Origin of the sequence: Leptolyngbya sp. AS-A5 (assembly GCF_039962495.1) — a bacterium.
In the GTDB taxonomy this organism is placed as follows: domain Bacteria; phylum Cyanobacteriota; class Cyanobacteriia; order Leptolyngbyales; family Leptolyngbyaceae; genus Leptolyngbya.
Window position 1 is genome coordinate 251,587 of record NZ_JAMPLL010000002.1, and the last position, 12,425, is coordinate 264,011.

11 protein-coding genes are annotated in these 12,425 nt (G+C 50.0%); 1 reads left to right on the top strand and 10 read right to left on the bottom strand.

Annotated elements, in window-relative coordinates; translation table 11 throughout:
* Positions 1 to 230: 230 nt before the first annotated feature.
* The 3 genes from NC980_RS03555 to uvrC all read right to left on the bottom strand — a co-directional run bounded on the left by NC980_RS03555 (position 231) and on the right by uvrC (position 5,015).
* Positions 231 to 950 (bottom strand): choice-of-anchor R domain-containing protein, encoded by a 720-nt coding sequence (locus tag NC980_RS03555; protein WP_190379751.1) that lies wholly within the window; start codon positions 948 to 950, stop codon positions 231 to 233.
* Between the two features lie 253 nt (positions 951 to 1,203).
* The gene (locus NC980_RS03560) at positions 1,204 to 2,958 is read right to left on the bottom strand and encodes a tetratricopeptide repeat protein (RefSeq protein ID WP_190379752.1); all 1,755 of its coding nucleotides are present in this window, start codon (positions 2,956 to 2,958) and stop codon (positions 1,204 to 1,206) included.
* A gap of 116 nt (positions 2,959 to 3,074) precedes the next feature.
* Positions 3,075 to 5,015 carry an excinuclease ABC subunit UvrC gene (uvrC, locus tag NC980_RS03565; RefSeq protein ID WP_190379753.1) on the bottom strand — a complete coding sequence of 647 codons (1,941 nt, stop codon included), beginning with the start codon at positions 5,013 to 5,015 and terminating at the stop codon, positions 3,075 to 3,077.
* A 121-nt stretch (positions 5,016 to 5,136) separates the two neighbouring features.
* Here uvrC and NC980_RS03570 point away from each other — a divergent pair, with 121 nt between their 5' ends.
* Entirely contained in the window at positions 5,137 to 5,337 is a 201-nt protein-coding gene (locus tag NC980_RS03570; RefSeq protein ID WP_190379754.1) for a hypothetical protein, read from the top strand.
* A 28-nt stretch (positions 5,338 to 5,365) separates the two neighbouring features.
* On the opposite strand, the gene NC980_RS03575 is transcribed toward NC980_RS03570, so the two are convergent.
* The 7 genes from NC980_RS03575 to NC980_RS03605 all read right to left on the bottom strand — a co-directional run bounded on the left by NC980_RS03575 (position 5,366) and on the right by NC980_RS03605 (position 12,092).
* The gene (locus NC980_RS03575) at positions 5,366 to 5,764 is read right to left on the bottom strand and encodes a response regulator (RefSeq protein ID WP_190379755.1); all 399 of its coding nucleotides are present in this window, start codon (positions 5,762 to 5,764) and stop codon (positions 5,366 to 5,368) included.
* A gap of 184 nt (positions 5,765 to 5,948) precedes the next feature.
* Positions 5,949 to 8,030, bottom strand: a complete 2,082-nt coding sequence (locus NC980_RS03580; protein WP_190379756.1) for a cation:proton antiporter — start codon at positions 8,028 to 8,030, stop codon at positions 5,949 to 5,951.
* A gap of 60 nt (positions 8,031 to 8,090) precedes the next feature.
* The gene (locus tag NC980_RS03585; protein WP_190379961.1) at positions 8,091 to 8,753 is read right to left on the bottom strand and encodes an HAS-barrel domain-containing protein; all 663 of its coding nucleotides are present in this window, start codon (positions 8,751 to 8,753) and stop codon (positions 8,091 to 8,093) included.
* 113 nt (positions 8,754 to 8,866) lie between these two features.
* The gene (locus NC980_RS03590) at positions 8,867 to 9,061 is read right to left on the bottom strand and encodes an NAD(P)H dehydrogenase subunit NdhS (RefSeq protein WP_190379757.1); all 195 of its coding nucleotides are present in this window, start codon (positions 9,059 to 9,061) and stop codon (positions 8,867 to 8,869) included.
* A 96-nt stretch (positions 9,062 to 9,157) separates the two neighbouring features.
* Positions 9,158 to 10,435, bottom strand: a complete 1,278-nt coding sequence (gene rodA, locus NC980_RS03595) for a rod shape-determining protein RodA (protein ID WP_190379758.1) — start codon at positions 10,433 to 10,435, stop codon at positions 9,158 to 9,160.
* 16 nt (positions 10,436 to 10,451) lie between these two features.
* A complete protein-coding gene (locus NC980_RS03600) occupies positions 10,452 to 11,522 on the bottom strand; it encodes an Mrp/NBP35 family ATP-binding protein (RefSeq protein WP_190379759.1) in 1,071 nt (356 codons plus the stop codon).
* A gap of 63 nt (positions 11,523 to 11,585) precedes the next feature.
* Complete coding sequence (locus NC980_RS03605) at positions 11,586 to 12,092, bottom strand: SRPBCC family protein (protein WP_190379962.1); 507 nt, start codon at positions 12,090 to 12,092, stop codon at positions 11,586 to 11,588.
* Positions 12,093 to 12,425: the final 333 nt, after the last annotated feature.

The following is a 12,425-nucleotide window of genomic DNA, read 5'->3' on the forward strand; positions in this document are numbered from 1 at the left end:
CGGTCATTCTATTGATATCCAATAAAAAACGCGATCGTCCGGATAAACGATCGCAAGTCATACCAAATTGATCTTTAATCGCTACAGATCTTGCAAGCCCTCCAAATCCCCCACGAGAGGGGAACTTCAAACCAAAGAAGGATTAGATTCTCAAAGTTCCCCATTCTGGGGGATTTAGGGGGGCACGACGGGCATCAACGAAGCGAAAAATCCGTCGAACTCACGCCAATTTATGCTTCAGCGGTGCTTTTCGCTTGGTGGGATTTGCTTCTTGCCCGCTTCACTCCACCGATAATGCCCGAAACAATCAGCCCAGGAATCGGCGAGAACGCAAATGGAACGGGTGTGATCTCACTGGCATCGATGCTGAAAGCATTTCTGACTCCATTACCAGGTCCCCAATTTAGAGAGCCATTACCTGTAAACTTGTAGTCTACAAACTGCCATCCGGATCCATTTTGAGCAGTCGGAAGAGGGCCAGGAAGGGCATTTCCGCTTGCATCTTCCTGAGCCTCACCAGTAATAGGATCGACGGGACCATTCTCAAACCAGCTATAGCTACTACCGCTCACATACAACCAGTAGGTGGTATTTGCTGCTAACACATTGCTGCCAGATGGGGTGAACGTAAAGTATCTCCGTCCTCCACCTCCGGGAATGATAGCAGGACGATTCAGCGTCAACAGGGTAGTTCCAGGGCTGCCACCACTGTCTGAGCGGATTTCAATAATGGCATTATCTGCCGAATCATAGCTCAACAATCCTAGTGTGACTCCGTTGAGCGTCCAATTGCGACTATCCGTCGTAAATCCCACTGCCTTTCGTTGGGGAGAAAGCTGTCCGGTACTTGGATCGTTGTTGTTATCGTTAATGACAGAAGCATTAGTGTTGGTAATGGGGGCCTGATTCCCAAAGGTCACCAACGCATTGGCTGAAGTAGCCCAACTCATAGTCACCATCGCCGCTCCCACCGTACCGAGCGGTAGAAGTCTTGTTGCATTCCTTATCATCGTCTTTAGTGTCTCAGAGAGATTGCTTGCATCGTACAAGTAAAGTTTTCCCTGGTCGCTCGAAAAAACGCTTAACTCGATCGCTAAATCCCCCTAGTTCTCAGTAGAAACACGAATAGGGCGCGATCGTCCCTGATGAAACAAATTCACACTTACGCAGAAGTCGATCTTCTCCTAGTCATGCAGGCACAGTTTACGGATTCACCCCTCGTAGTGCCCGAATTCCATCCTGAGCGGCTCGCTGTCCTTCTGGATTGTTTTGTTGTTGATACAGTCGAACGGCTGAGCCATAGTCTTTGATTGCACTTGAACGATCGCCGCGTTTAGCCACAAGATTCGCCCGATTGAAATACGCATCCGCTAAGGCTGGATCAAGTCGAATCGCTTCAGTGTAATCAGAAATTGCTTGCTCGATGTTGCCATTGTTAGCGTATTCGATGCCGCGATTGTAGTAGAGATTTGCCGCTCGATTCGCTGGAGTCGGGCTGAGATTTAGCCCCTGAGTGTAAGCCTGGATCGCTGCATTGCGATCGCCCGCCTGGGCTTTACGGATGCCTTCATTAAACCAGCCTTCTGCATCGGCAATCTGAGGGCGCGATCCGGGAAACGGTTGGAACAATGACCAAAGAATGGCACCAAACAGCCCCAAAGCCAATAGACTTCCGAGCCCAAGCACCAACGGCAGGGGAATGTTGCGCTCTTGCAGATATTGCGAAATCCGATCGTTCGCAGGCTCAAGCTCTGAATCCGACGATCGCAGCAACCGCCGATTTCTCAGAAACTGAGTCAATCGATTACCTGAAGTTTCAAGCTGAGTCTCCGTCTCAACTTGCGGCTCAACTGGAACGATTTCAACCGGAGGCAGTGTCTCTGGTGCGGTATTTTGCGCCTCCTGCTCCGTCACAGTTGCGGGTAGGGGTGCAGGCGCAAAGGGATTTTCTGACAGTCCCAATACTTGCCGAAGCTGCAATAGCTCTGCTCGCATATTATCGCTAAGCGGCGACTGACTAACTTGTTCGAGGATGCGATCGTACTGTCGCTGTTTCTCTATTTGCTGACGATGCGGCAAGAGTGCATCTTCTCGAATTGCGCTGGCGATGTCCTGAGGAATTCCCTGTCTGATGCGTTGTTCTTCCAGAATGTTGTGTCCGACTAGCGAAATTTCGCCCTGTTCCGCTAAGCTTCTGACCTGTCTGCGGAAGTCTAGATACGGTGCATACACAATCACAATTCGATAGCCGTCTGCTGTGCTGTAAAGGTTTGGAGTGAGTGCAGGCGATGTATCTTGCAGATGAGCAGTGATATAAGCGTGAAGTTCAGTCACATCGACCGTACCATCCAACGGACGATTGGCGCTTCCATCTGCCATTCCAGTTTCCAAAGCATCGAGTAAAAGCTGAGTGTAGGTCGATCGCGCTTTGATTTTGTGCTGGGTGGAATAGTCGATCGAGGCGGGGGAAGTCAGCAAGGCGCGACGATTGCTGCTGAAGTCTTGAGCGATCGCATCAAAGTCCTGAGCGGCAATCATGCCTTGAGTAAAGGTGCCGCTAAAACAACAATCGAGAATCACGACTTGTTTTTGCGATCGACAAGCTTCGAGTTCAGCTTTGAGTTCACTCAATGGATAAGCAGTTTCCTCTAGGTGGGATTGCTGAGTGTTGCGGCAGGGAAAAAACAATGCACCTTGATCATTCACGATCGCATGACCGGAGATATAAATCAGAGTAATTTCATCCGGATCACGTAGAGTGCAAAAGGTTTCGATCGTTTCTCTCAGTTGTTTTAGCGTCGGATGCTGAAGCTGCATCACATCATACGCCCGACTTGCACCAATGTCTGGTCTACGCAGCAATTCTTGGAGTGCTTCTGTATCTTGTGAAGGCGCTGTGAGTGAGGGAAAGCTGGGGTCATCATACTGCCCCATTCCAATCAGTAATGCTTCTGTCATCTGCGTCTCCCCAACTCAGTGCGATCGTGCCTGCTTATTTACCAGCAATTATCTGTAAGCAAAGACAACTTTTCAAGCAATCTTACCCATTTTTGGAGGCGAGACTCGTTCCCGCACTAAGAAACAGCTTCAGAGTTTGTCGGTTCTGGAATATTGTCGATCGCATCCTCATCGCCCGGATGAAAATAGCGATAAATCTGTTTCGCAATCTGCATTCCAATGCCGGGGACTGTCGCTAACTGCTCTGGACTCGCTTCACGAATGTAATCGATCGACCGAAATTCTGCGAGGAGTAGCTTTTGGCGGTGATGTCCTAAGCCGGGAATCTCATCTAAGCTCGATCGACGCATCCGCGTGGTACGCTGCTGACGATGGAACGTAACCGCAAATCGGTGTGCTTCATCGCGTAAACGGCGGAGCAATTGAACTCCAGCCTGTTCGGCATCGGTTTCCAGTGGGAAAGATTCACCCGGCAGAAAAATCTCTTCGCGCTGTTTTGCTAAGCTCACAACCTTGATATCTTCGAGCAAGTTCATCTCGCGCAGCACATTCACCACAGCAGAAAGCTGACCTTTACCCCCGTCGATCATCACCACATCAGGAAAATCCGAAGACTTTCCAGCAACTAGCGGTTCTCCTTTCGCTTTCGCGGCGGCATACTTGCGGAATCGGCGGGAGATGACTTCTGCCATACTGGCAAAGTCATCCGATCGTCCCGATCGCACGTCTGGATTCTTAATCTTGTAGTGCCGATAATGCTGCTTTGCAGGCAATCCATCGACAAACACAACCTGAGAAGCAACCGCATCCGAACCCTGAATGTGCGAAATGTCGTAGCCTTCAATCCGACGCGGCAACTCTGGCAAATCGAGAATCTCAGCGAGGTCTTGCATCGCTTCGGCATTGAGATCGGCAAACTTCTGCGTCCGCGCTAACTCAATTCCCGCATTGCGCTCGACCATCTCGATCAATTCGGCTTTGGTCTGACGCTGGGGAGCGACGATCGACACCTTCCGCCCTTTCGCCTGACTGAGAAATTCCGCCAGCATTTCACCATCCGGTAACTCATGCTGCACCAGAATCTCTGCCGGAATTTCAACCGGATCAACCGTCTGATAATGCTCTTCGAGAACGCGCTGAAGAATTGCACCATACTCACCTGACTGAGCATCCGCGATAAATCCCAAGCGTCCGACCAACCGACCTGCACGAATTTGGAACAACTGCACACAGGCATGATGTTCATCGGCAGCAAGCGCGATCGCATCGCGTGAAATCGTATCGTCCGGCAATGCTACCTTTTGATCTGCGCTCAAGCTCTTCAGTCCAGCAATCTGATCCCGCAGTCGGGCAGCGTGTTCAAAGTTGAGGTCTTCAGCCGCTTTCTCCATCTGCGCGGCTAACGATTCCTCTAATTCCCGCGTCCGTCCCTGGAAAATCATCGCCACTTTTTGCACCGTCTTGCGATAGTCCTCCGACGAAATCATCGTCTGACAGACCCCCGGACAGCGCCCAATATCGTAATTCAAACAAGGACGATCCTTAAATAACGGCTGTGGACGCTGACGCAAGGGAAAGATGCGCTTGACTAAATGTAGCGTTGTGCGAAGGGTGCGGCTATCGACATACGGGCCGTAATAACGATCGCGCTCCTTTGCCATACGCCGCTTACGGGTAATGAAAATCCGAGGATACGGCTCCGACCAAGTAATACAGAGATAGGGATACTTCTTATCGTCTTTCAGCAACACATTAAAGTGCGGCTGATGCTGCCGAATCAGATTCGCTTCGAGCGCCAGTGCCTCTGCTTCGGTATCGGTCACAATCACTTCAATTTCGACCACCTGACGCATCATCAGCGTAATTCGGGGTCGAGTATCATGTCCGTTGAAATACGATCGTAAGCGCGATCGTAAGCGCTTCGACTTGCCAATATAGAGAATTTGATCCGTGCGATCGCGCATATAGTACACCCCTGGCTCTTGGGGAATTTCCTTAAGCCGAGCTTCTAAGCGCTCTGGATCATCGATCAGCGACAAAGTTTGAGGAGCAGTCACTTAAAACTTTATGTAAAAGACGGATATTTAAATCTTAAATCAATCTCCACAGACAGGGGTGACGATCACCGAACCGAAATGACTATAGTGCTAAATATTCAGTACCAGACTTGTCTAAGCTATGAATCTACAAGAGTTTGAGAGCCAAACTCGCACCAGTATCGAACGAGCGCTCAATCAACTTCAAACCGCAACTCTATTACTTTCCGCGCTCGAAATTCAAATTCAAGAGTCTGGTGATACCGTCAAGAGCCTAAGTCTCACGATCGAGCAATTCATTAATACGCATCCAGACTATGACTCGATCAGATCCAGACGCTAAGTTAAAGCTTCACGAATCATAGTTTTCTTTACTCGGTTAGTTCGGCTTGAATTGCCTGAAGCAACTCAGCCAAGCGAATCGGCTTTACCAAGTAACGCCGTGCACCAAGGCTGAGCGCATTTTGTTGGTCAGTCATAAAGGCGCGAGCCGACACCACAATCACGGGAACCCTGCACCACTCTGGATGGCGCTGCATCTGCTCTAGAATCTCGCAGCCGTCAATATCGGGCAACCTGAGATCGAGCAGTACGACTTGAGGCTGAAACGTTTCTAAGGCTCGATTGAACCCTGTGCCCACACCCAAAGCCAATACGCTGTAGCCTTGATAGATTAGATAATCTTCAAGCAGACTTCGGTTTGCCTCATTGTCTTCAATCAGTAGTATTCGGCTTGGAGCCTCCGATCCTGTCTCTTGATCACTTGTCATTACATCTGCACCCTTGTTGACTTCCATTTTCCGGTCAACGTGGAGAAATTGCGAGAGGAGTCTTACACCTAATCTCGCGGATGTCTCGGCTGAATTTTGCAGCCGCCTTTATGTGACAAATTTCACACGGTTATCTGCGTAAAGCAAGCAAATCTCAAAAACTTTGCGTATGTTAAGTATTCATTTATGAAGAGGACGACAATAGAACCGAACGATCGACCGATTGCGGTTCACCTACCAGCACGATCGAGCATTGAATCTGCGGCAAGATCTGAGCCGTGCGACTATTTAGCGCCAGTCCTCCTGCACTAAGCAAGCGCTCCGGCGACCGCAAAACCAGTAAGTCAGAAGATTTCGCTGCCATTGCGATCGTCCGAACCACATCATCATCTGGGACGATTTGAATATCGGTCTTAAGGGGTGGCAGCTTTGCAGCGAGGAGCGTGATTTGTGATTTGATCCAAGCAATCTTACTGGAAGAGGTCGCTCGATCACACACATGCAGGATTGTAATTTGTCCTCCTGTCGCGGTGGCGATATTATGAGCGAGCTGTAAGGTTGAGATCGATCGCGGGGTAAGATTTTCGACAGGGAGCAAAATTTGCTGAAATTCGCTTGGAGATTTCACTAATCGCGCAACGGCAACCGGGCAAGAAGCCGCGTATAAAACACTGTTGACGACATTTCTAAACAACCGCTCTCTAATCGCGCTTTTGCGTCCCCAACCCATCACAATCAGGTCAGCGCGATATTCTCGACTGGTGCGAGCGATTCCTTGAGCAACGTTGTCATCAATTCGCAGCAGGGGGGTCACTTTAACCCCAAATCCTTCGGTCAGTTCTGTTGCACGCACTAACCGAGATTCGCTGTCATCAATGCGTTCTTGCATCGCCGGTGAGTTTAAATGGGCTTGGGACAGGGCGATCGCTAACGGAATTAATTGACCCGCGTGGGAGCGGGCAATGAGAGCTGCAAGTTCAAGGAGATTCGCTTCGGTATTGGGATTATAGATTGGGACAACGATCGTGGTTTGGTGTGTCCAGGTCGAATCGGGAATCGTCGGTGCGATCGTGGCGGGAGTTTCGGGTCGAAGTTCATTCGCAAATCGCGCCGTTAAGATCGGCCCTAATGTCGAAGTCACTATCATCAACACGATCACGCTATTGAGAACGCTCTCGGTGAGCAATCCTGCCCGATAGCCGACCAGCGTTGCAGCCAACGTTGCGGCCACTTGAGGCAGGGAAAGCGATCCCATCACCATCATTTCTTGCCAACTATAGCGATAGGTCAGTTTTGCCAGCACCGCCGCCCCAAATTTACTGGCAATGAGACCGAGAACGATCGCAACGGTCAATCCCAACAACTTTGGATCAATCAAGCTCTGAATAAACGCCGGAATCCGAATTAACAACCCCATATCCACAAAGAAGATGGGAATAAACAAAACGCTGCCGACAAATACAACTTTCTCTTTGACAGGGCTGTTTCCGACAACGCGATTTACTGCAAGCCCGGAGAGAAACGCACCCACGATTTTTTCAACCCCGATTAACTGTGCTCCAACCGAAGCCAGAAACACCGCTAATAGAACGAACAGGAATTGATTGCCTTCATCGTCTCCCGATCGTCGAAAAAATTCTCTTCCCGCTCGATCAAACCCGAAGAGAACCACGATCGTATAAACGACCAGCGATCCCAACAGCGTGATCAGCTTGATGAGTGTAAAATCGCCTGCATGAACCCCGACACAAATCGCTAAGACTAACAGCGCCCCAACGTCAGTAAAGATTGTTGCGCCGATCGTCACCGTAACGGCTTCATTTCCCACAACTCCTAAGCGACTGACGATCGGATAGGCCAAAAGCGTGTGAGAGGCGAACAGCGATCCGATCAAAATCGCGGGATTCCAATCAAACCCAAACATTCGCCCGACGATCGTTCCAGTAATCAATGGCACTAAAAACGTATAAGTTCCAAAGCCGATCGAGCGATTTCGCGTCCGAGTAAATTGGTCAATATCAATTTCCAAACCTGCCACAAACATCAGATACACCAGTCCAATGTCTGAGAGCAAATTCATGGTCTCAGAGTCATTTTGAATGATCCCCAATCCATTCGAGCCGAGTGCGACTCCCGATGCCAGCAATCCTACCAATCCCGGTAGCTTTAACCGCTCGAATACGATCGGTACAACCAAAATGACCGCTAGCAGAATCACAAAAGAAACGATTGGTTCTTGAAACAAGCCAGCGGTTAAAAACAACATGAAGCAGCGCCACTCAATGCGATCTAACAATTACCAGGTCAAATTGAGCACGAAATCCACCTAGAGATGAATTTGACTCAGGATCACCCGTAGTCGGTCGTAGTCATCTTTCAGCAGCAAGCTTAGCATTCGACCCGCCTGCACCAACCAAGCACGATCGGCTTTCCTCAGTTGATAAATTTCCCGAATTGCAGCCGCCGTCAGCGCATCAACCGGAGCACTCCCCACTTGCAGTAAGGTTCTCAAAAAATCAAGCTGCTCGCTAAATTCAACAATTTCTCCTGCGTCACAAGCGTAAACGGCTTGATGAATTTGGGGCGGACGGGGCGGTAAATGTTGATAAAGCGTTCCACCTGTCGAGCCATTCTTTTTATTTCCGCCCGCACGATAGCCAACGATCGCCGATCGAAATTCTGTTCTCAGCATCGCGAAAATTTGCGGCTGTTGTTCGCGCAGTTCTAGCAGCGACATTCCTAATGCTCTAGCCCGATGCACGGTATCGATCGGGCTAGTCGTCGCGTGGTAAACGACTGCATAGATTAAGTTTCCTGATTCTTCGTCGATCGCTTTGACCCAGCTTCCAAACGGCGGCATCACCGGAAACGACAAATCTTCCGGTTCCAGGCATTGTGAAAGAAATTCTGTCGTCGCTGTTTCGATCACCTCGGCAATGTGATTGGCAGGGCGATTCTGAGCAGAAAACTGGGGAAGTGGGAGGCGCATAAGCAAATTCATACCGACGATCAAGCCGACGATCGCACCGTTGCAATGTCGTACAGACGTTTCGTGAAAACGTCTCCATCCCACAATCTACCGCATTCAAACCCTGAACGTGCTTATTTTGCTGCCTTTTTCTTGGCAGTTTCGACAATTTCAAGCTCAGACATTCTGAACGTGATCAACTTGTCCCAGTTGCCACCCTCAAATAAAACTGCAACTTTTCCATCAGTGATACGCTGTACGAGTCCTTGGAACCCGTAGTAAGTATCATTCACATTCGTCACACGGACGGCTGAACCTGGTAAAAACATAATTGCTGCAAGATAGCTTCCCTATCAGTTTACAGGCGGTGTTGAACACTCTGTTATCGATTGTGATCGATAGCGCGATCGCACCTTTCCAATCGTTTAGAATTTCGGCTTTTGGCGGGCGTTTGCCACAGACTGAACCAGGCCGATCGCGATGAAATTCATCAACAGTGCCGCATTGCCGTGACTCAGCCACGGCAAAGGAATTCCAGTCACAGGCGACAGATTAATCGTCATGCCAATATTGACTGCCATCTGAAACAGAATCATCGAAAATACACCCACTGTGATCAGTGCGCCAAATTCATCTTTGGCGTTTTGGGCAATAATCAGCAATCGGTAGCAAATCAGCAAATAAGCGGCAAGCACAAAGATTGCGCCGATAAATCCTAGTTCTTCACCAACCGCAGTAAAAATAAAGTCTGTATTCTGCTCAGGAATAAAGTCGAGCTGTGTCTGAGTGCCGCGAAATAATCCGCGTCCTGTGAGTTCTCCCGCCCCGATCGCAATCCGTGATTGAATCAAGTGATACCCCGCTCCCAGCGGATCTTGGTCAGGGTCAATAAACATCAGAATTCGCGCCTTCTGATAATCGTGCAGCACAAATTGCCACAGCATCTGTCCCAGTCCACCTGCAACTAAATTAATCACCACTGGAACCAGCGTTCCATAAGTGCGCCAAGGCAGCGTTCTCCAAGCGATCAGTCCGATCGTCGCAATCCACAACCCGATCGCCGAGATGCCGAACGCTCCCTTGCTGATTAGCGTGGTAAATAAAATCGCGGATACGACCGGAGACAGCAGCAGCAGCAACCAGCCGGGATTGGCATTGCCCCAATACAACATCCCGATCGTAATTGCCCCAAACACTAGAGATGTCCCTAAGTTCGGCTGCAAAAACACCAGTGCCCAAGGCAAAGCTGCAACCCAAAGAATCTTCATCATCATCGCGATTGTCGATGCCGATCGCTGATGCAGCATTCCCGCTAGCACAACAATGATCCCAAGCTTGGCAAACTCTGACGGCTGAATTCCAAACCCGAAAAATCCTAGCCAGCGCTGTGCTCCCTTTGCCTCTAGCCCCATGACCATCACGAGCAGCAGCGAGGCATTGGTCACACCATAAATCCACCACTTCCACCGCAGCAGGACATCGTAGCGCATTCGTGCCAGCGCCAGAATCAGAAACGTTCCCAGCCCACCGATGCAGATGTGATAGATCCAGTCTTCGCGCTCAGTGTGCGTCAGTTGAACGCTGAACAACATCACACTACCCAAGAGCGTCAGCACGATGACTGCCCCAAACAAGTACCAGTCCATTCCTTGCCAGGGTTGGAGCCACGGTCTGAGGGGGGAAGGAGATTTTTTGCGAAACATAGATTTGAGAAAGGCGTTAAGCGAGGGCTGCCACGGATACTTTAGCAGCAATTTGCTGAGCAATCCGAGTTAGCGCTTTTGCCGAGGCAGAATCGGGTTCACCCACGACGATCGGCACTCCTCGATCGCCCCCCTCACGCAACGGAATTTCTAACGGCACACAGCCCAAGAGCGGCACGTTTAATTCTGCTGCGGTTTTTTCGCCGCCTGCCGATCCGAAAATGTCGTACTGACGATCGGGCATATCCGGGGGAATAAAGTAGCTCATATTCTCGACAATGCCTAACACCGGCACGTTTAGCTGCTGGAACATCTTTAAGCCGCGTCGAGAATCAAGCAATGCGACCGATTGAGGCGTGGTGACGATGACTGCTCCTGCCATTGGAACGGCTTGTGCCAGCGTCAATTGGGCATCTCCGGTACCGGGAGGCATATCGACGATGAGATAATCCAAATCACCCCATTGCACCTGATAGAGAAATTGGCGAATCACACCGTTCAGCATCGGGCCTCGCCAGATCACAGGCTGGTCTTTGTCGATTAGAAATCCCATTGAGACGAGCTTAACGCCGTGATTGAAAGCAGGTTCTAAGATCTCGCCTTGAGCCGTTTGGCGCACCGCAACGCCTGATCCTTCCAGACCCAACATCATTGGAGCATTAGGCCCGTAGATGTCAGCATCGATCAAACCCACTTTTGCGCCAGCTTGGGCGAGTGCCACTGCCACATTCACAGCGATCGAGCTTTTACCAACTCCCCCTTTACCGCTCGAAATCGCAATGATGTTTTTCACGCCATCAATTCCAGTCCGATCGGGCAATCCTTTCTGCTGCGGCGTTTCTGCCGTGACTTCCACCTCCACCGATTCCACGCCAGGGAGTGTCTTGACGGCGCGTTCACAGTCTTCGACGATGAACTGGCGCAGTGGGCAAGCAGGAGTCGTTAGAACCAGGGTGAAGCACACCTTGCCGCCGGAAATCGACACATTCCGAATCATGTTCAGTGCGACCAAACTTTTTTGTAGTTCGGGATCTTGAACAGGCTTAAGGACTTCTAAAACAGATTCTGCACAGAGGGTATCTAACATAGAGGGTAGAGAGCGATCGCTTGGGTTATCCGTTTGATCTTACCGCTCAGAGACGATCGCTTGTTAGAAATCGAAACAGCTAGCTTGAGTGGATTTGGAGTCGATCGGCTGTTCGGCTGCATGTGCGAGATCCTCTGCCACTCGCGCCGCGTAAGGCTTGGTGATCGACCAGATTAACGGCGACAACCAGCCTTGCAGCGTTACCGAATAAGCGATACTGGTTCCCGAAACCATCGATTTCACTTCATATCGAATTCGTTCTTCGATGCCTGGAATCGCCATAATTCTGATGCTGAGCAACTCTCTCGGCTCAACTCGCTCCACAAAAATCCGAATTGGAAAGGGGCCGAGGCGCGTCACTGCTTCGTAAATCAATCCTGGTTTTGCCACCTGTCCACGCGGCACATTCGTTTTGGAGATTAACGGATGCCAAGAGACATCTGCCAAATCAATCACTTTCTTCCACAAATCGTCCACAGAGGCTGAACTAATCGCTTGATAGGTTCGAGCCAGAGTGGATTGCACCCGTCGCCGCCTGCGATTAAACAATCTCCAAGGAAAGTTCAGCATCATTACGTCTCCTAAGTAAGGGAATCGGTTTGACCCGCACCCTGATCCGGGGTGTTCGATCTTAGCTAGATTTGTGCTGCAATTGTCATCTTTCTTGAGACGGCTAACCAGATTACACCAGTCGTTACAGCCCGTTATAAACATTTACGATCGTGCTTTTCCGCTCAGGATGCACCATCCTGGGCTTGACAGCCGAGCAAGTCACCTTCTAGCTGCCTTTTCGCGATAGTCTAAATGAACCGACTGGTTTCGGCAATTCTAATGCTTGAAGCTAGTCGGAAACTTTAAACTCCCCCACTGCATAGTAAGAAGACTCGTTCCAGGAATCGACGT